The 19,859-nt window shown below is 65.3% G+C and carries 17 protein-coding genes; 14 read left to right on the top strand and 3 right to left on the bottom strand.

Annotation, left to right across the window (positions count from 1 at the left end):
- Positions 1-22: 22 nt before the first annotated feature.
- Complete coding sequence (locus tag ASC45_RS01810; protein ID WP_055449305.1) at positions 23-1,066, bottom strand: hypothetical protein; 1,044 nt, start codon at positions 1,064-1,066, stop codon at positions 23-25.
- 106 nt (positions 1,067-1,172) lie between these two features.
- Positions 1,173-2,537 carry an aspartate aminotransferase family protein gene (locus ASC45_RS01805; RefSeq protein WP_055449304.1) on the bottom strand — a complete coding sequence of 455 codons (1,365 nt, stop codon included), beginning with the start codon at positions 2,535-2,537 and terminating at the stop codon, positions 1,173-1,175.
- 232 nt (positions 2,538-2,769) lie between these two features.
- On the opposite strand from ASC45_RS01805, the gene speB reads away from it, so the two are divergent.
- The 7 genes from speB (at position 2,770) to ASC45_RS01770 (ending at position 10,000) form a co-directional block, all read left to right on the top strand.
- Positions 2,770-3,723, top strand: coding sequence for an agmatinase (speB, locus tag ASC45_RS01800; RefSeq protein ID WP_055449303.1), 954 nt, complete (start codon positions 2,770-2,772; stop codon positions 3,721-3,723).
- 18 nt (positions 3,724-3,741) lie between these two features.
- On the top strand, positions 3,742-5,055 hold the full coding sequence (locus tag ASC45_RS01795; RefSeq protein WP_055449302.1) for an NAD(P)/FAD-dependent oxidoreductase: 1,314 nt from the start codon (positions 3,742-3,744) through the stop codon (positions 5,053-5,055).
- A gap of 254 nt (positions 5,056-5,309) precedes the next feature.
- On the top strand, positions 5,310-6,578 hold the full coding sequence (locus ASC45_RS01790; protein WP_055449301.1) for an ABC transporter substrate-binding protein: 1,269 nt from the start codon (positions 5,310-5,312) through the stop codon (positions 6,576-6,578).
- Between the two features lie 78 nt (positions 6,579-6,656).
- Positions 6,657-7,526 (top strand): branched-chain amino acid ABC transporter permease, encoded by an 870-nt coding sequence (locus tag ASC45_RS01785; RefSeq protein ID WP_055449300.1) that lies wholly within the window; start codon positions 6,657-6,659, stop codon positions 7,524-7,526.
- Positions 7,523-8,530, top strand: coding sequence for a branched-chain amino acid ABC transporter permease (locus ASC45_RS01780; protein WP_055449299.1), 1,008 nt, complete (start codon positions 7,523-7,525; stop codon positions 8,528-8,530). The genes ASC45_RS01785 and ASC45_RS01780 overlap by 4 nt, the downstream gene beginning before the upstream one ends.
- Positions 8,527-9,276, top strand: coding sequence for an ABC transporter ATP-binding protein (locus ASC45_RS01775; protein WP_055449298.1), 750 nt, complete (start codon positions 8,527-8,529; stop codon positions 9,274-9,276). Before ASC45_RS01780 ends, ASC45_RS01775 begins: the two co-directional genes overlap by 4 nt.
- 13 nt (positions 9,277-9,289) lie before the next feature.
- The gene (locus tag ASC45_RS01770) at positions 9,290-10,000 is read left to right on the top strand and encodes an ABC transporter ATP-binding protein (protein ID WP_055449297.1); all 711 of its coding nucleotides are present in this window, start codon (positions 9,290-9,292) and stop codon (positions 9,998-10,000) included.
- 7 nt (positions 10,001-10,007) lie between these two features.
- On the opposite strand, the gene pdxR is transcribed toward ASC45_RS01770, so the two are convergent.
- Positions 10,008-11,525, bottom strand: a complete 1,518-nt coding sequence (gene pdxR / locus ASC45_RS01765) for a MocR-like pyridoxine biosynthesis transcription factor PdxR (RefSeq protein ID WP_055449296.1) — start codon at positions 11,523-11,525, stop codon at positions 10,008-10,010.
- A gap of 285 nt (positions 11,526-11,810) precedes the next feature.
- Here pdxR and ASC45_RS01760 point away from each other — a divergent pair, with 285 nt between their 5' ends.
- The 7 genes from ASC45_RS01760 to ASC45_RS01730 all read left to right on the top strand — a co-directional run bounded on the left by ASC45_RS01760 (position 11,811) and on the right by ASC45_RS01730 (position 19,811).
- Positions 11,811-12,626, top strand: coding sequence for a gamma-glutamyl-gamma-aminobutyrate hydrolase family protein (locus ASC45_RS01760; protein WP_055449482.1), 816 nt, complete (start codon positions 11,811-11,813; stop codon positions 12,624-12,626).
- An 81-nt stretch (positions 12,627-12,707) separates the two neighbouring features.
- The gene (locus tag ASC45_RS01755; RefSeq protein WP_055449295.1) at positions 12,708-14,090 is read left to right on the top strand and encodes a glutamine synthetase family protein; all 1,383 of its coding nucleotides are present in this window, start codon (positions 12,708-12,710) and stop codon (positions 14,088-14,090) included.
- A gap of 48 nt (positions 14,091-14,138) precedes the next feature.
- A complete protein-coding gene (locus ASC45_RS01750) occupies positions 14,139-15,539 on the top strand; it encodes an aspartate aminotransferase family protein (RefSeq protein WP_055449294.1) in 1,401 nt (466 codons plus the stop codon).
- Positions 15,540-15,664: 125 nt separating this feature from the next.
- The gene (locus ASC45_RS01745; protein ID WP_425427591.1) at positions 15,665-16,789 is read left to right on the top strand and encodes an extracellular solute-binding protein; all 1,125 of its coding nucleotides are present in this window, start codon (positions 15,665-15,667) and stop codon (positions 16,787-16,789) included.
- 89 nt (positions 16,790-16,878) lie between these two features.
- Complete coding sequence (locus tag ASC45_RS01740) at positions 16,879-17,979, top strand: ABC transporter ATP-binding protein (protein WP_055449292.1); 1,101 nt, start codon at positions 16,879-16,881, stop codon at positions 17,977-17,979.
- 15 nt (positions 17,980-17,994) lie between these two features.
- Complete coding sequence (locus tag ASC45_RS01735; RefSeq protein WP_055449291.1) at positions 17,995-18,924, top strand: ABC transporter permease subunit; 930 nt, start codon at positions 17,995-17,997, stop codon at positions 18,922-18,924.
- Positions 18,921-19,811 carry an ABC transporter permease gene (locus ASC45_RS01730; protein ID WP_055449290.1) on the top strand — a complete coding sequence of 297 codons (891 nt, stop codon included), beginning with the start codon at positions 18,921-18,923 and terminating at the stop codon, positions 19,809-19,811. The genes ASC45_RS01735 and ASC45_RS01730 overlap by 4 nt, the downstream gene beginning before the upstream one ends.
- Positions 19,812-19,859 lie beyond the last annotated feature (48 nt).

Below are 19,859 nucleotides of genomic sequence, written 5' to 3'. Positions count from 1 at the left end.
GAAAGGGAGGACAGGGGGTGTGTCACGGCGCGTCACGCGCCGTCATGCTCACGTGCAGGCGGGCATGAACCTGCGCGCCTGCATTCGGCTGAAGCTCGGCGCGCAAATCGGACACCAGGATGGCGGCAGGCAGCGGCTCGCCGCGCCATCGTCCATCGGGGTAGCGCCAGGCACCGGTGAGGCGGCCGTCTTCGGCCAGGACTTCCACCGGGCGCCTGAGCACCAGCGGCAGCACCGAGGCGGCGCTGGGCGCGAACAGGTCGCCGGACACATCGAACCGCACCGGCACGGTGAGGCCCGCGGGCAGCCGCACCGCCTGTCGCTGAAGCGGTGCGTGCTCCCATTGCTCCAGGCTGCGCAGTGGCGCGGGCGCGGGCTGGCTCGCATCGGCCAGGTGTTGCGCCAGCAGCGGCGCACCCAGCACCACGGCCAGCCACAACAGCAGATTCGCGGCACGCAACCAGACCGGTCGTACCTCGCCGCGCTCCAACAGCGCGGCAAGCAGAGGCAGGCCAAGACCGAAGGCCGAAGCGGCGAGGCATTGCAGGGTGTTCACGTCCAGCCGGAACAGCGCCGCGCACACGCCGAAGGCGATGAGCAGGCCTCCGGCCCATTCCACCGCCTGTTCGGAAAACAGCCCGTGCACATACAGCCCCAGGCCGACGAGCACCAGCCACAGCGGATAGACGAGATAGCCGCCGCCGTAAAAGAAAGTGGCGAAGGTGGCCAGCACGCCCGCGGCCAGCAGCAGCCACCACACCTTGAGCACCTGGCGGTGGATGAAGGACCAGAACTCGTCGCGGGCGTGCTTGGCGCGGCGTGTGAGCGCCCAGTCGAGCAGGCTCACCGTTCCCAGCACCACCGACATCAGCCCCAGCCAGGCCAGCGCGCGCTGCGTCGGGTCTGGAATCTGCTGCGCGGTGATGATGTGGTTGCTCAGGGCGATGAGGCCGCCAAAGCACACCCCCCACAGCACCAGGCTGTGCCGTTCCAGCCTCAGGCTGCGTTGGCCCGAGGCAAGCATGGCGTGAATGCTGTCGATCTGCTGCGCTGCAAGGGATGGCATGGGGCCTCCTGAATAACTCTGTTTTGCAGAGTTTATGACTCTGAAAAACAGAGTGTCAAGCGTCAGGTTGAGCGAGAGGAGTGTTCTGCCCGGCATCAGGCCGAGTTCAGGCGGCGGCCAGGGCGGTCAAGGCGTCGTCGAACGCGGCGATCAGGACGGCGGCGTCAGTCTCGGTGTGCGCCGGGCTGGCCAGCAGCATGTTGTGGAAGGGGGTGAGCAGCACGCCGCGGTTGATCAGGGCGAGTTGCAGTGCGGGTTCCAGCGCGTCGTCGAACGCGGCTCTGGCTTCGCTGCCGTTGCGCGGGCGTTGTGCTGCGAACTGCACTTCACAGCGCGCGCCGATGCGTGTGACCGTCCACCGCAATCCGTGGCCCTCGATGACGCGCTCCAGGCCGCAGGCCACCTGCTCGGCGATGGCGAACATGTGGGCATAGGCGGCGTCGGTCATGACTTCGGCCAGCATGGTGCGCATGAGTCGCAGGGTGAGCAGGCCGGCCGACAGGGTGGTGCCGATGCCCGAGTGTCCAGGCGCGGCGGCGGCCTTGACGGCCTGCATGCGTGCGCCGACCTCAGGGGTGAAGCCGTAGGCGGCGCCGGGCGTGCCGCCGGCCATGGGTTTGCCGAGGATGAGCACGTCGGGTTGCAGACCGCTGGCGCGGCAGTAGCCGCCGGGGCCGCACGAGAGGGTGTGGGTCTCGTCCATCACCAGGAGTGCGCCGTGCTCTTGGGTGAGCTGGCGCACGGCGTCGAGAAAGCCGGGCTCGGGCAGGACCATGCCGATATTGGTGAGCACCGGCTCGGTCAGCACGCAGGCGACGTCGCCCGCGGCCAGCGCGGCGCGCAGGCCGTCGAGGTCGTTGAACTCGACCACCCGGGTGTAGGTGGTGAGATCGACGACCTGGCCCAGCAGGCTGGGGCGGGTGTGGGTGCGGCCCTGCGTGTCGAGGTCGACGAACACATCGTCGACCGTGCCGTGATAGCAGCCGTTGAACACCACGATGTGTTTGCGCCCGGTGATCGCGCGCGCCCAGCGCAGCACGAAGCGGTTGGCATCGCTGGCCGTGGCGGTGAACTGCCACATCGGCAGGCCGAAGCGCTGCTCCAGCAGGTTGGCCACGTCGAGGGCCACGGTCGAGGGCAGCATGGTGGTGGCGCCGTCGGCGCCGTGTTCGGCGAGCGTGCGGGCGATGGCCGCGGGGCTGTGGCCGAACATGGCGCCGGTGTCGCCCAGGCAGAAGTCGATGATGGCGTGACCGTCCACATCGAACAGGCGCGCACCCTGCGCCTTGTCCACATAGAGCGGCACGGGCGAAGGCGCATCGGCCATCCAGTGCAAGGGCACGCCGAACAGAAAGTGGCGCTGGGCCTGCTGGTGCAGCGCGACGCAGCGCGGATGATCGGCCAGGAAGCGGGCGGTCTCGATCGCGTGAAAGCGGGCGACGCGCTCGGCGGGGAGGGTTGTGGAACGCATGACGATGGGCGTCGGAAGACGCTGTGGAAAACGGCTGACGCGCAGTATCGCGAAGCCTGCGGGGGCATGGCAAGCGCTGAAATGGCCCCGCGCGCGGTGGGCAAAGTGGTTCTATCGTTCGTGAAAAATTGGCGATATGGTTCAGACCGCTTGCAAGGCTTCATTGGCGTTGGGGCGGCGGTTCGTCCGCTGCTCGCTGAACTTCGCAGTCCGTTCACATAGTCAACACATCATGGTTCAGCACGCTTTTGCCTATCTGTCGCAGCAAAGGTTCCTCGGCGCGGCGGTCTGCGCCGGGGAAGCGCCCTCCGCCCGTTTCGGGGTGGCGGGCGTGGCCTGGGATGGGGCGGTGACCAACCGCCCCGGTGCCCGATTCGGGCCCAACGCCATCCGCCAGGCCAGCCAGATGCTGTGCGATGCCACGCATCCGCTGTTCGACCTGTCGCCGACGGCCGAAGTCTGCGATTACGGCGACCTCTATCTACCCAACACCAGCCTGGAGACGATGCGCGCCGCGCTGGAAGCTCAGGCGCGAACGCTCCTCGCGCGTCAGCACATGGTGTGGCTGGGCGGCGATCATTCCATCACCCTGTCTCTGCTGCGGGCGTTGCGCGCGGTGCACGGGCAGCCGCTGGCGGTGCTGCATTTCGACGCGCATTGCGACACCTGGACCGACCATTTCGGCGAGCCTTCGGGGCATGGCACCTGGGTTTACGAGGCGGTGCAGGAAGGGCTGGTAGCGCCGCAGGGCGTGGTGCAGGTGGGCATACGTTCGGCAGCGGAGCGCGCCGCGCGCGAGTATGTCAACGCCATTGGCGGACGTGTGATCACCGCGCGCGAGCTGCGCGGCCTGGAGAGCCCGTCGCAGCTGGCCCCGGTGACGGCCGATATCCGCGCTCGGCTGGCGGCGGCACAGGCGCCGGTGTACGTCACGCTCGACATCGACTGCCTCGACCCGGCGTTCGCTCCGGGCACGGGCACGCCCGAACCCGGGGGGCTGAGGAGCGCCCAGGTGCTGTCGCTGCTCGAGGAGCTTTGCGCCATGCAGCTTCCCTTTGTCGGCATGGATTGCGTGGAGGTGTCACCGCCCTACGACCACGCCGAACTCACCGCCAACATCGCCGCGGTCTGCGTCTGGACCTATCTGTGTGCGCGGCTCTCGGCCGACGCTATCGTTTCAAACTGATCCCGGAGGACCCCGCGCATGATGCGGCTGGAAGAGCAGGCCCAGCGCCTGATCGAAAACTCGTATTACGTCGATTCGGCGCATGCCGCGCCGCGCCACGCGCCGCTCGAAGGCGAGGTGCAGGCGGATGTGTGCATCGTCGGCGGCGGCCTGGCCGGGCTGTCGGCCGCGCTGGAGCTGCGCAAGCGCGGCATGCAGGTCGTGCTGCTCGAAGGGCGGCACATCGGCTGGGGCGCTTCGGGTCGCAACGGCGGGCAGGCGCTGGCAGGCTATGCGAGCGAGATGGAGCCGTTCGAGCGCCAGCTCGGGGCCAAGAGCGCGCACTTCGCCTGGGAGATGTCGCTCGACGCCATCCGCCTGATGCGCAGCCGCATCGAGGAATACGCCATCGACTGCGACTGGACGCCCGGCGCGATGAGCGTGGCCGTTACCCCGAAGAAGGCCCGCGCGCTGCACGCCTGGGCCGAGCACATGCAGCGCGAATACGGCTACACCCATCTGCAGAGCTTCGACACCGAACAGACCCGCAGCCTCATCGCCAGCAAACGTTACTGCGCCGGGGTGCTCGACGATTTCGGCGGGCATTTGCACCCGCTCAACTACACCCTTGGGCTCGGTCGCGCTGCCGCGGCAGCCGGGGCGGTGATGCACGAGCAATCGCCGGTGCTGAGCGTCAAACCCGCCGCGCAGGCGGGGGGCGGCAAGGCGCTGGTGCAGACCGCCCGGGGCAGCGTGCGCGCCCGCCATGTGCTGCTCGCGGGCAACGTGCAGCTCGGTGCCGTGTCGCCTCGGCTGGCCCGGCGCATCATGCCCGTGGGCACCTACATCATCGCCACCGAATCGTTGGGCAAGCAGCGGGCGAATTCGCTGGTGCGCAATCGCGCCTGCGTTTGCGACACCCAGTTCGTGCTCGACTACTACCGCCTCACGGGTGACGACAGGCTGCTGTTCGGCGGCCGGGTGAGCTACTCCACCGCCACGCCGCGCGATCTGGCCGGCACCATGCGCCGCAGCATGCTGGCGGTCTATCCGCAACTCAGCGATGTGAAGATCACCCATGCCTGGGGCGGCTTCGTCGACATCACCATGAACCGCGCGCCAGACTTCGGCCGCATCGCGCCCGATGTGCTCTACCTGCAAGGCTTTTCAGGACACGGCCTGGCCTTGACCGGCATGGCCGGCCAGCTGGCCGCCGAGGCCATCGCCGGCCAGGCCGAGCGTTTCGATCTGTTCACCCGACTGCACCATCAGCCCTTCCCGGGCGGCGACCTGCTGCGCACCCCCGCGCTGGTGCTGGGCATGCTCTGGTACCGGCTGCGCGATCTGCTGTGAGCTGGCGAGATCGTCCCCATCCCGGCTCATCATTCCAGCACCGCAGGTCAAAACAGTCACAACCGCCAGGCGGCTTCTACGGGTAGACCCGCAGCGTTTGGCCCCGATTTGAAGCGGGTCATGACATGCCGACACGTTGGTTACACGAGGTTGCAACTTCGTCTGCTTTGCCCTCTACCGCTTTACAGTGCCGCTGCCTATAGTCGTCCCGGTTCACAAAAAGCGTCATTTTGACGACAACCAAGGAGACAGGCATGAACAAGGAAGACAAGCGCGATCTCGACCACGTCAGCATGGACCGTCGCACCCTGATCAAGGCTGGCGGCGCGGCAGGTCTGGCAGCCCTGTTGGGCACGCAGCCGCAGAGCTGGGGCGCGGGCGAGAACCCGGTGAAGATCGGCATGATCGATCCGATCACCAGCACCTTCGCCGCGCTGGGGCAGAGCGAAATCAAGGGCGCGCAGTTTGCCGAAGCCGAGATCAACAAGGCCGGTGGCGTGATGGGGCGGCCCCTGCAGATCTTCGTCGAAGACAGCGCGGGCAACCCAGGCACCGCGGTGGACAAGGCTTCGCGCCTGCTCAGCCAGAACAAGGTGGACTTTCTCATGGGTACGGTGAACTCGGCGGCGTCGCTGGCGGTGTCGCAGTTCGCCAACCGCCACGACAAGCTGTTCGTCTGCACCGGGGGCCACGTCGACAGCCTGACCGGCAAGGAATGCAAGACCACCACCTTCCGCACCTGCTCGACCACCTGGATGCTGACCGCCGGTGACTTCGAGACGCTCTACAAGAAATTCGGCAAGAAGTGGTATTTCCTGACTACCGACTATGCCTTCGGTCAGTCCGAGCAGGCCGACTACACCACCCAATTGAAGAAGGTCGGCGGCACCGTGGTGGGCGGGGCGCTGGCCCCGGTGGGCACGACCGACTTCTCGTCCTACCTGATCGATGTGAAGGCCAAGTCGCCTGACGTGCTGTGCCTGTTGCTGGCGGGCAATGACCAGGTCAATGCCATGAAGCAGATCGCCCAGTTCGGCATCAACAAGGACATCGCCGTGGGCGGTGCGCTGTTCGAACTGGAGCAGGCGCAGGCGTTGCCCGAAGCGGCGCGCTATGGCTGGTGGACCATGGAGTGGTACTGGAATCAGCCCAAGACGCCGCATGTGGCCGATTTCGTCAATCGTTTCAAGGCCGCCAACAAAGGCGAATACCCGACGGCGCGGGTGTGGTTCGGCTATGCCACGACGCACGCCATCAAGCTGGCCGTGGAAAAGGCCAAGTCCACCGACACCGCCAAGGTGGTGAAGGCGATGGAGGGGCTGGTGCTGCCGCCGGAAATCGCTTTGCAGCCGGGCAATGTGTTCTACCGGCCGCAGGATCACCAGTTGATGCTCGGCATGTTCCCCGGACACGTCATCCAGACGGGCAAGTACCCCAACCTGTTCGACGTCTCTGCCATCGTGCCCGGCGAGACGATCGCGCTGCCGCCCTCGCAAACCGGCTGCGTGCTGCCGCGCGCCTGATACTGCCGCGAGCGCCCGCGCGGATTCGCCCGACGGCGAGTCCGCAGCCTGTCATTCTGCTGCTGCGGAGGCCTAGCCTTGAACCTCGTTCTCGTCTTCAACACTTTCAATGGCCTGATCACCGGCGCGTTCTATGCCCTGCTGGCGCTGGGCCTGGCGCTGATCCTCGGGCTCAACAACACCATCAATTTCGCACAAGGCGCGTTCATGGCGCTTTCGGCCTACTTCGCCTACACCCTGGAGCCGCATCTGGGATTCTGGGGAGCGCTGGCGGTGGCGCCGTTGCTGGCCGGCATGCTGGGCCTGCTGGTCGAAGTGTTTCTGGTGCGGCGTCTGTACAAGCGTGACCCGTTGTATTCGCTGCTGCTGACCTTCGGCCTGGCACTCATCATGCAGGACGTGATCCGCACCATCTGGGGAGCCACCGGCGTGCCGCTGGCCATTCCCGAATCGCTCGGGCATCCCCTGAGCAACACCTACTTCTTCCTCACCGGCTACCGCCTGTTCGTCGTGGCGGTGGCGCTGGTGGGTACGGCGGTGCTGTTCGCGGTGCTGCGCTACACGCGGCTGGGCATTCGCATCCGCGCCGGCAATGCCGATCTGGAAACGGTATCGGCGCTGGGGGTGAACATCTACCTGCTGCGCAGCGCCAACTTTGTCATCGGCATCGTCTTCGCCGGGGTCGCGGGCATCCTTGCCGCGGGTCAGCTCGGCCTCGACCCGACCATGGGCGACGGCCTGCTGATGCCGGCCTTCGTCGCCATCGTGGTGGGCGGCGTGGGCTCGCTGCTGGGCTCGCTGCTCGGCGGCCTGCTGATCGGCGTGGCCTCGGGTATCACCACCGCCTACTTTCCTGCCGCGAGCGAGGCGGTGATCTACCTCATCATGGGGCTGATGCTGGTGGTGCGCCCGCGCGGTCTGATGGGACAGGAAGGATTGTTCGAATGAACGCGCCTGCTCCCACTGCCCCCAAATCCGCAGCCTCATACGGTTCCGCCATGCGACCTTCTTCCATCAAACGCCACCTGGGCACGATCGTGCTCGCGCTGGTGCTGCTCAGCGCCCCGGCCTGGCTGCACTACGTCGGTAGCTACAACGACATCGCCTCGCGTGTGTTGATCTATGGCCTGGCCGCGATGGGCCTGAACCTGCTGCTCGGCCACACCGGCGGTCTGTCCTTCGGCCATGCGGCCTATTTCGGCCTCGGCGCCTACGGCGTCGGGCTGATTCTCAAGTACCTGACGCATAACGTGCTGCTGGCGCTGCTGGGCGGCACGCTGCTGGGCGGCTTGGTGGCTGCGGTGCTGGCACCCATTGCGGTACGGCGGCGCGGCATCTACTTCGCCATGATCACCATCGCCATCGGTCAGATGTTCTATTTCATCGCCATTCGCTGGCAGGCTGTGACGGGCGGCTACGACGGCCTGACCGGTTTTTCGCGCCACACCCTGCACTTCCCCGGCTTCGACTGGACGCTGGGCTCGCTGGGTTTTTATTACCTGGTGGTGGCCTGTTTCGCGTTGGGCGCGCTGGTGCTGTGGATCGTGCTGAACTCGCCGCTGGGCCACACCTTCGTGGCCATCCGCGAGAACCAGAAGCGCCTCACCTTTCTCGGTCTGCCGGTGCAGCGCTATGCGGCCATCTCGTTCGCGCTGTCGGGCTTCATCGTGGCACTGGCCGGGGGGCTCAACGCCTTGCTCGACAACTTCACCTCGCCCAACACGCTGAACTACACCTTCTCGGGCGACCTGGTGGTGATCGCGGTGCTGGGCGGCATGCGCAACTTCTGGGGACCGCTGGTGGGCGCGGCGATCTTCGTGCTGGTGCGCGACTATGCCAGCACTGTCACCGACAACTGGATGAGCGTCATCGGCCTGATCTTCGTGCTGTCGGTGCTGTTCTTCCCGTTGGGCATCATGGGCTTCCTGCAACGCCGGAGGGATGCGCGATGAGCCTGCTGCAACTGCATGGCGTGTCACGCCGCTTCGGCGCGCTCAAGGCGCTGACCGATATTTCGCTCGATGTGCAGCCGGGCGAGCTGCGCGCGGTCATCGGCCCCAATGGCGCGGGCAAGACCACGTTGTTCAATCTGATCAGCGGCTTCTTTCCACCAAGCGACGGCCGTATCGTGTTCGACGGCCGCGAGATCCAGACCGTCAACCCGGGCGAGCTGGTCAAGCGCGGCATCATCCGCACCTTCCAGATCACTGAAATCTTCCGCTCGCTCACCGTCTATGAAAACCTGCGCATTGCCGTGGAGGTGGCGCAGGGCGTGAACCTGCGGCCGTGGATGGGGCGGACGCTGCGCCAGCGCATCGACGACCGCGTGGAGGAACTGATGCACATGGTGCGGCTCGATGGCAAAGCCGGGCGCATCACCGGCGAGATGTCGCACGGCGACCAGCGCGTGGTCGAAGTGGGCATCGCGCTGTCGCGCAGTCCCAAGCTGCTGCTGCTCGACGAGCCCACGGCCGGCATGGGCGAAGAGGAAACCCACCACATGACCTCCCTGATCCGCGACCTCAACAAGAACCGCGGCATCACCACCCTGTTCGTCGAGCACGACATGGAGATCGTGTTCGGCATCGCCGACCGCATCACCGTGCTCGACAACGGCACCATGCTGGCCGAAGGCACCGCCGAACAGATCTCCAGCAATCCCAAGGTCCAGGCCGCCTACCTCGGCCAGGCGGCCTGACCGGAGCCCAGCCATGACTGCCGTTCTCGAACTCGACGCGATTCACACCTATTACGACAAAAGCCACATCCTCAAAGGCGTCTCGATGACCGTGGGCGAGGGGGAGCTGGTCGCCCTGCTCGGCCGCAACGGCGCCGGCAAGACCACCACCATGCGCTCGGTCATGGGGCTGACCCCGCCGCGCCAGGGCAAGATCAAATTCTTCGGCAAGGACATGACCGGCGCCTCGCCGCATCGCATCGCCGCGCTGGGCGTGGGCTATGTGCCCGAGGGTCGCAAGATTTTCGGCCACCTCACGGTGCACGAAAACCTGCTGGTGGTGCACGAAACGCCCGGCCGCTGGAACATCGATGCGGTGTACAAGCTCTTTCCGCGGCTGCACGAGCGCCGCACCAGCAAAGGCGGGCGGCTGTCTGGAGGCGAGCAGGAGATGCTGGCCATCGCCCGCGCCCTGCTGCTCAACCCCAAGCTGCTGATCCTCGACGAGCCTTCGCAGGGACTGGCGCCCGTCATCGTGCAGGAGGTCATGCGCACCGTGGGCCGCATGAAGGAGGAGGGCATTTCGGTGCTGTTGGTCGAGCAGAACGCCTTCCTCGCGCTGCAACTGGCCGATCGCGCCTATGTGCTGTCGGAAGGCGAAATCGTTTTCGCTGGAGACGCTGCCGCGCTGCGCGAGGATACCGCCCGCATGGAGCAGCTCGCCGGGGTGGCGCACGCGGCCTGAGCCGGGTTCAATCAGGCAACTGCCCGCGAATGAGCTGACACAGCTTCTGCGCCCAGGGCGGTACCCGCTCGGTGGGCACATAGGCATAGCCGAGAATCAGCCCGCGCTGCTGGGGTGTGCCGAGGTAATAGCGCGACAGCGGCCGCACGGTCATGCCTTGCGCGTCGGCGGCTCGGGCGATGGCTTCGTCATCGACCCGGTCTTCGTCGCGAAACAGCAGGCACAGGTGCAGCCCCGATTCCTGTCCCGAAATCTGCACCCGCTCGCCCAGGCAGCGCTGGATGCGCCGCGCCAGTTCGTCGCGCCGGGCCTGATAGGCCACTCGCAGGCGGCGGATGAGGGTGTTGAGGTGGCCCTCGGTGATGAAGTCGGTCAAGGCGGCCTGCAGCATAAGCTGACCCGGGCGGTACAGGTCGTAGAGCCCGGTGTTGAAGGCGGGCAGCAGATCGGTCGGCACCACCAGATAGCCCAGACGGATGCCGGGGTACATCACCTTGGAAAACGTGCCCGAGTAAAGCACCTGGGCATGGTCGTCCAGCCCCTGCAGGCTGGCGAAGGGGCGGCCGCCGAAGCGGAACTCGCTGTCGTAGTCGTCCTCGAAAATCCAGCAGCGCTGCTGCGCGGCGAACTGCAGCAGGGCGCGGCGGCGCTGCAGGCTCATCACATGCCCGAGCGGGTATTGATGGGAGGGCGTGACATAGATCAGCCGCGGCCTGCCTTGCTGCCAGTCCGTGGCCGAGGGCGCCATGCCCTCCCCATCCACGTCGATGGGTTTGAGCTTGAGACCTGCGGCTTGCAGCGCCTTGCGCGCGCCCCAGTAGCAGGGGTTTTCCACCCAGGCCTCGTCGCCGTGATCGGTGAGCAGGCGCGCGGCCAGGTCGAGCGACTGCTGCGTGCCCGAGGTGATGAGCACCTGCTCGAGGGTGACGCGCACCGACCGCGACAGGCTGAGGTAAGCGGCGATGGCCGCGCGCAGCGGCATGTAGCCGCCTTCCTGGCCATAGTCGAGCAGATCGCGGTCTAGGCTGCGCCAATACTTGGCCTGCAGCTTTTGCCAGAGCTGAATGGGGAACTCGGCAAAATCGATCTCGCCGGGTGCGAACGGCTGCACCTCGTAATCCGCCGAGCCCGACTGCGCCGTCAGCAGATGGCCGCGCTGCGAGAGTTCACGCGGCGAGCCGTCCTGGGCGGCGGTCTGCGCCGCCTTGCGCCCGCGCGCCGGGCTCAGCGGGCCGAGTTCGGGCAGAGTCTCGGAAACGAAGGTGCCGCTGCCCTGGCGTGCGGTGAGATAGCCTTCGGCGGTGAGCTGGTTGATGGCCGACATCACCGTGTTGCGCGAAAGTTCGAGGTCGCGCGCCAGGTCGCGGGTGGACGGCAACTGCACTCCGGCGGTGATGCGCCCGGCCAGAATGGCGCCGCGCAGCGAGAGGTAGAGTCTGCGGTTTAGCGGCGGCAGCGCCGCGCCATCGGTCTCGACGCGCTGGAGTTCGGTGAGCAGGAGTTCGGAGAGTGCAAGGGGGCGCATGATGCGGCATGAGTTGCCAGGAAGAGGCTGCAACTGGCTCCATGATAAAAGCGGCGAGTGGCACTTCCGAGAGTACCAGTTGGCAGGTAAATTGAGGCTATCGAATCCCGCTAACCTAAGGAAAACCCTAGTATTTTTCGTTTCTGAAGTGGTGCGCAGGTTTATTGCGGCGCACCAAAAAAGAGCGCGACAATGCACCATCTTTGTAATGCCGCTGCATCGGGTGTTGACCGCAGCGGCGATCGCGTTCCACTGGCCTGACCCTTGAATTCTTCGTTGTTCATCATGCCGCCTTCCCCCGTTTCGTATCCCCGCGTTGCCGTCACCACCGATCTGAAGCCGCTGGGCGGGCACCCGACCTACGCCGTGGCGCAGAAGTATGTCGATCCCCTGCTGCCACTGGCTGGCGTGTTGCCGCTGCTGTTGCCGTCGATGGGGGCCGATCTGCCGATCGACGCGGTGCTCGATGCTGTCGATGGCCTGGTGTTTACCGGCTCGCCGTCGAACATCGAGCCGCATCATTACGGCCAGACGCTGAGCAACCCCGAGTCGCCGGCCGACCCGGCGCGCGACGCCACCACCCTGCCGCTGATCCGCGCCGCCATCGCCCGCGGCATTCCGGTGTTCGGCATCTGCCGCGGCTTTCAGGAGATCAATGTGGCGCTGGGTGGCAGCCTGCTGCAGGAGGTGCACAACACGCCGGGCTTCGATGACCACCGCGAAGACGAAGCGCTCGACGCGGCCGGGCAATACGGCCCGGCGCATCGCGTGCACGCCGTGCCCGGCGGCCCGCTTGCGGCCATCGTCGGCGTCGACTCCTGGGAGGTCAACAGCCTGCATGGCCAGGGCATCCAGACCCTCGCGCCCGATCTGCTGGCGCAGGCGCATGCGCCCGACGGTCTGGTCGAGGCCTACATCTACCAACCCGCCCACCGTGCCGCCAACAGCCCCGAGCCGGGGTTTCTGCTGGCGGTGCAGTGGCATCCCGAATGGCAGGCCGCGCAAAACCCCGTGTCGCGCGCGCTCTATGCCGCTTTCGGCAACGCCTGTCGGCAGTTCGCCGCGCGCAAGCGCGAGGACGAGCTGGCGCACGCTGCCTGAGCAAACCCCGCGTCCGCCTTTGGCGTTCAAAGTGGACGTGTCCATTGGAATCATCCAAGAAACGCAAACTGGAATCCCATCATGAGTAGCAGCGACAACCGCAAACAATGGACCTTCAACGACCTTGAAGGCTGGCTCAACGCCCAACGCATCACCGAAATCGAGTGCCTCGTGCCCGACCTGACCGGGGTGGCCCGCGGCAAGATCCTGCCCCGCAGCAAGTTCACCGAAGACCGCGGCATGCGCCTGCCGGAAAGCATCATCGGCCTGACCGTGACCGGCAACTGGCCCGAGGACGAACGTATCGACACCCTGATCGCCGATACCGACCGCGACATGAATCTGGTGCCCGACCCGAGCACCGCGCGCGTCGTGCCCTGGGCCACCGACCCGACGGCGCAGGTCATTCACGACTGCTATTTCAAGGATGGCGAGCCGGTCGATTACGCCCCGCGCACCGTGCTGAAGAACGTGCTCAAGCTCTACGCCGACAAGGGGTGGGCGCCGGTGATGGCGCCCGAGCTGGAGTTCTATCTGGTGGACAAGAACACCGACCCCGACCAGCCGCTGCGCCCGCCTGTAGGGCGTTCGGGCCGCTCCGAGACCTCGCGCCAGCACTACAGCATCGACGCGGTCAACGAGTTCGATCCGTTGTTCGAGGACATCTACGACTATTGCGAGGCCATGGACCTCGATGTCGACACCCTGATTCACGAAATCGGCGCCGGGCAGATGGAAATCAACTTCCTGCACGGCGACCCGCTCGATCTGGCCGACAAGGTGTTCTTCTTCAAGCGCACCCTGCGCGAAGCGGCGCTGCGCCACAACATGTTCGCCACCTTCATGGCCAAGCCCATGGCCGGCGAGCCCGGCAGCGCCATGCATGTGCACCAGAGCATCGTCGATCGCAAGACCGGCATGAATGTGTTCAGCAACCCCGACGGCAGCGCCTCCGAGCTGTTCTACAACTACATCGGCGGGCTGCAGAAATACATCCCCCACGTCATGGCGCTGTTCGCGCCGTATGTGAACTCGTATCGCCGTCTGGTGGCCAATACCGCGGCGCCGACCAATGTGGAATGGGGCGCGGACAACCGCACCGTGGGCATCCGCGTGCCGTTCTCCAATGCAGAAAACCGCCGGATGGAAAACCGCGTCATCGGCGCCGACGCCAACCCTTACGTCGCGCTGGCGGCCAGTCTGGCCTGCGGCTATCTGGGCATGGTCAACAAGATCAGCCCGCTGCCCGAGATGAAGAGCAACGCCTACGCCGCACCCAATGCCATTCCGCTGCCGCAGAGCCTGTCGGAATCGGTGCGCGCGCTCGACGATGTGCCCGAGCTCGAAGCCATTCTGGGCAAGCGCTTCTGCGGCATCTACAAGGCGGTGAAGATGAGCGAGTACGCCGAGTTCATGAAAGTCATCAGCCCCTGGGAGCGCGAGCACCTGCTGCTGCATGTCTGAACGCAGCGCACCGTCAAAACCAGACACACCCCCATAACGGAGATTCGCATGAAACCCAACGACCTTCCCCACTTCGACACCGCCGCGCTGCGCGCCAAGGACGCCGCGCACCATCTGCATCCCTTCACCGATACCAAGAGCCTGAACGCCGCGGGCAGCCGCGTCATCGTGCGCGGCGAGGGCGTGCGCATCTGGGACTCGGAAGGCAACGAGATCATTGACGGCATGTCCGGGCTGTGGTGCGTCAACCTCGGCTACGGACGGCAAGACCTGGTCGATGCCGCCACTCGGCAGATGCAGACCCTGCCGTTCTACAACGCCTTCTTCAAGACCACCACGGCTCCTGCCGCCGAACTGGCGGCGCTGCTGCCGCAGGTGGCGCCGCCCGGCTTCAACCACGTGTTCTTCACCAACTCGGGCTCCGAGGGCAACGACACCATCATCCGTCTGGTGCGTCGCTACTGGGACTTGATGGGCCAGCCGCAGCGCAAAACCCTCATCAGCCGCCACAACGCCTACCACGGCAGCACCCTGGGCGGTGCCTCGCTCGGCGGCATGAGCGGCATGCACGAACAGGGCGACCTGCCGCTGCCGGGCATCACCCACATCGACCAGCCCTATCAACTGCAGCATGGCAAGCCGGGCGAGAGCGCGCACGACTTCGGCCTGCGCGCCGCGGGCTGGCTCGAAGCCAAGATTCTCGAGCTGGGCGCCGATAAGGTGGCCGCCTTCATCGGCGAGCCGGTGCAGGGCGCGGGCGGCGTCATCATTCCCCCGGCGAGCTACTGGCCCGAAATCCAGCGCATCTGCGACAAGTACGGCATCTTGCTGATCTCCGATGAAGTCATCTGCGGTTTCGGTCGGCTGGGCACCTGGTTCGGCTGCCAGCATCCGCACATCAATTTCCGGCCTGACCTCATCACCTTCGCCAAGGGCGTCACCTCGGGCTACTTACCGCTGGGCGGGGTGCTGGTGGGCGACCGCGTGGCCAAGGTGCTGATCGAGCAGGGCGGCGACTTCAACCATGGCTTCACCTACTCGGGCCATCCGACCTGCTGCGCCGTGGCCATCGCCAACGTCAGCGCGCTGCGCGCGGAAGGGGTGGTCGAGCGCGTGGCTGCCGACACGGCGCCTTACCTGCAACAACAATTCGCAACCTTGTCCGATCATCCCCTGGTGGGCGACGTTGACGCCCTGGGCATGGTCGCGGGGCTGGTGCTCTACAAGGACAAGGCCAGCCGGACGCTGTTTCCGGCCGATCTGGGCGTGGGCTACACGTGCCGCGACCACTGCTTCAAGAATGGCGTGGTGATGCGCGCAGTGGAAGAGCGCATGATCATCGCCCCGCCGCTGGTCATCACGCATGCGGAGATCGACGAGATGATCCGCCGCATCCGCCGTAGCCTGGATGACACGCTTTCCGATCTGCGGCTGAAGGGATTGGTATAAATCGTCATTCTTGTTTCAATCGTCTACGCCGATTGGTACGGGAATTGCAAAGCAGCACCTCGCTTCACCTGTTGTCATCCCTAACGGTTTTACACACACTTGAGAGGTCATCTATGTCACAACCTATGCAGAAAACTTCCACGCGCCGCAAACTGCTGTCGGCCGTCCTGGCCGGCGCTGCCGCGCTGACCTTCGGTGCGGCCACCGCCCCGGCGCAGGCGGCCGAGGTGCTCAACATCTACAACTGGTCCGACTACATCGCGCCCACCACGGTGCCCGGCTTCGAGAAGGCCACGGGCATCAAGGTGCGCTACGACACCTTCGATTCCAACGAAACCCTCTTCGCCAAAATGGTGGCGGGCGACACCGGCTATGACATCGTCGTGCCGTCGTCGAACTGGGCGGCCATCGACATCAAGGGCGGGCTGCTGCACCCGATCGACAAGTCCAAGATTCCCAACTACAAGAACCTCGATCCCGGGCTGATGAAACAGCTCGCTGCGGTCGATCCGGGCAACAAATATCTCATTCCCTGGATGTGGGGCTACACCACGGTGGGCATCAATGTCGACAAGGTGAAAAAGGCGCTGGGCTCCACGCCGCTGCCGGCCAACCCCTGGCAACTCATCTTCGATCCGGCCTACGCCGACAAGATCAAGTCCTGCGGCATCTCCATGCTCGATTCGGGCGGCGACATCATGGAAGCTGCCTTCAACTACCTGGGCATTCCGCAGGACACGCAAAAACCGTCCGACTTCGAGAAGGCCTACGCCATGGTGCAGAAGGTGCGCAAGGACGTGAGCATCTTTTCCTCTTCGGGCTACATCAACGACCTGGCCGGCGGCTCCATCTGCATGTCGCTGGGCTGGTCGGGTGACATGGGCATCGCCGCGGCGCGCGCCAAGGCGGCGAAGAACGGGGTGAACATCGAAGTGTTCCCGCCCACCCACGGCGCCGTGGTGTTCATCGACACCATGGCCATCCCGGCGGACGCCAAGAACGTGGACAACGCCTACAAGTGGATGAACTACGTGCTCGAACCCAAGGTGGCCGCGGCCGACACCAACACCGTGACCTACGCCAACCCGGTGCCGTCGTCGCTGCCTTATGTCGATGCCAAGATCAAGGACAACGACTTCGTGTTCCTCAAGCCCGACATGGTGGCCAAGCTGATTCCGCCCAAGGTCTACACCCCGGAACAGCGCCGTCTGGTGACGCGTCTGTACACCAAGTTCAAGACCGGACTGTGATGTAAGCCTCCGCCGCGGCCCTTATGGCATGGGGTGCCGCGGCGGTTCTATGACCCAACACCCGTTTTCCCGCCGATGGAGTCTGCGTCGTGACGCCCCCTTCCCCGAATGACCAGCCGTTCCTGCGCATCGACGGCATCACCCGCCGCTTCGACGAAGTCGTCGCGGTCAACGACATCCATCTCGACATCCACAAGGGTGAAATCTTCGCCCTGCTCGGCTCATCGGGCTGCGGCAAATCCACGCTGCTGCGCATGCTCGGCGGCTTCGAGACGCCCACCGCCGGCCGCATCCTGCTCGAAGGTCAGGACATCACCGACCTGCCCCCCTACGAGCGGCCGATCAACATGATGTTCCAGTCCTACGCGCTGTTTCCGCACCTCACCGTGTTCGACAACATCGCCTTCGGCCTCAAGCGCGACGGCATGCCCAAGGCCGACATTGCCACGCGCGTGGAGCAGATGCTCGAACTCGTGCAGCTCAAGCCCTACGGCAAGCGCAAACCGCACCAGCTCTCCGGCGGTCAGCAGCAGCGCGTGGCCCTGGCGCGCAGCCTGGCCAAGCGCCCCAAGCTGCTGCTGCTCGACGAGCCGCTGGCCGCGCTCGACAAAAAGCTGCGCGAGCGCACCCAGCTCGAACTCGTCAACATTCTGCGCAAGGTCGGCGTGACTTGCGTGATGGTCACCCACGACCAGGAAGAAGCCATGACCATGGCCGACCGCATCGCCGTGATGAAAGACGGTCAGTTCCTGCAACTGGGCACGCCCATCGAAATCTACGAACATCCGCAGACCCGATTCATCGCCGACTTCATCGGCAACGTCAACCTGTTCGACGGCAAGCTCGTCACCGACGAGCCGGACCACTGCGAGGTGCAGACCGACGACGCGCTGTTTCACATCGGCCACGGCATCAGCGGCACCCTCAACATGCCGCTGGGCGTGGCTTTGCGTCCGGAAAAAATCATTCTCTCCGAGGGTCGTCAGAGCCTGCCGCACAACGCGCTCTGGGCCAAGGTGTCGGGGCGCTCCTACATGGGCAGTTACACCGCCTACGAACTGCTGCTGCCTAGCCAGCGGCGCATCCGCGTGACGGTGTCCAACGCCGATCGCCATGCCGACCCGTTCGACATCGGCGCCGAGGTCACGGCGCACTGGGCTCCCAACGCGCCCGTGGTCATCGTCGACTGAGAAAAGCGCCCGATCATGCCCAACAGCCTCGACACCGCCGCAAGGCCCAAACCGCGCAAACCGATCAACTGGGGCCGCAAGGCGGTCATCGGCATTCCGCAGATCTGGCTGCTGGCCTTCCTGCTGGCGCCGTTCTTCATTCTGCTCAAGATCAGTGTGTCGGAGACCGACGCGCTGGGCATCGGCTTCGATCCGCTGGTCAGCTATGTGAACGACGCGCTGCAGGTGCACATCCGCTTCGCGCCGTATCTGGCGCTGGTGCGAGACAGCCTCTACATCGTCACCTACCTGTCGTCGCTGTGGTACGCACTGCTCACCACCGTGCTGTGTCTGGTGATCGGCTATCCGTTTTCCTACTTCATTGCCCGAGCCAAGCCCACGGTGCGCCCGGCGCTGCTGATGCTGGTGATGCTGCCGTTCTGGACATCCTTCCTCATCCGCATCTACGCCTGGAAGAACCTGCTCGACGTCAACGGCCTGGTCAACCAGGCGCTGATGTGGGTCGGCATCATCCACACCCCGCTGCGCATGATGTTCACCGAGTTCTCCTTCATGATCGGCATGGTGTACGGCTACATCCCCTTCATGATCCTGCCGCTTTATGCCACGCTGGTGAAGATGGATCACCGGCTGGTGGAGGCTGCGGCCGATCTGGGCTCCACGCCGCTGAAAACCTTCTGGCTGGTCACCGTGCCGCTGTCCAAGTCGGGCATCATCGCCGGCAGCCTGCTGGTGTTCATTCCGGCGGTGGGTGAGTACGTCATTCCTGAACTGCTGGCCGGGCCGTCGCAGCTCAACATCGGCCGGGTGATGTGGAACGAGTTCTTCCTCAACCTCGACTGGCAGCGCGCCTCGGCCGTGGCCATCGTGATGATCGTGCTCATCCTGCTTCCCATCGCGGTGTTCAACAAGTACCAGACCAAGAGCCTGGAGGGCACGCGATGAAAAAGAACGCCGTGCTGCCACTGACCTGGATGATCCTGGTCTACCTGTTCCTCTACCTGCCCATCGTGGTGCTGGTGGTGTACTCGTTCAACGACTCGCGCATGGTCACCATCTGGGGCGGGTGGACGCTGAAGTGGTATGGCGCCGTGGTGCACGATCAGGAGGTCATCAGCGGCCTGATCCTGTCGCTCAAGGTGGCGCTGGCCACGGCCACCACGTCGGTGCTGCTGGGCACGCTGGCGGCGTTCGCGCTGGTGCGCTATCGGCACTTCGCGGGCAAGGGTCTGCTGAACTTCATGATCAACATTCCGCTGGTCATGCCCACCGTGGTCATCGCCCTGGCGCTGCTGCTGTTCTTCGTCACCGTGCAGAAGGCGCTGGGCTTTCCGCAGAAGGGTTTTTTCACCATCTACATCGGCCACACCGTCATGGCCATTTCCTATGCCGCGGTGGTCATCCAGTCGCGCCTCAAGGAAATGGATCGCTCCATCGAGGAGGCGGCGATGGACCTGGGCGCGCGCCCCTTCCAGGTGTTCATGCTCGTCACCCTGCCATCCATTTCGCAGGCGCTCATTTCCGCCTGGCTGCTGGCGTTCTCGCTCTCGCTCGACGAGGTGGTGATTTCGGCCTTTCTCTCCGGTCCGGGCAGCACCACGCTGCCGGTCGTCATCTTCTCGCGCGCCCGCCTGGGGCTGAGCCCCACCATCAATGTGGTCGGGGCCATCACCGTGTATCTGGTCATCATCGCCGTGGCGGTGAGCAGTCTGCTGATGGCGCGGCGTGAACGGCTGCGGGCGAAGCAGGCGGCGCAGGCTCTGCGGCTGGATGCCGAGCCGCAACAGCCCAAGGAATTCGGTGTCGGCTTCATGACCGCGGAGGGGCGATGAGCCGCGCCGGATGAACGCTTTTTTCCCTGAGCAAGTGCAACACCCTCA

Source organism: Thiomonas bhubaneswarensis, assembly GCF_001418255.1.
Classification (GTDB): Bacteria; Pseudomonadota; Gammaproteobacteria; order Burkholderiales; family Burkholderiaceae_C; genus Thiomonas; species Thiomonas bhubaneswarensis.
This window is presented reverse-complemented; position numbering and strand designations above follow the sequence as displayed.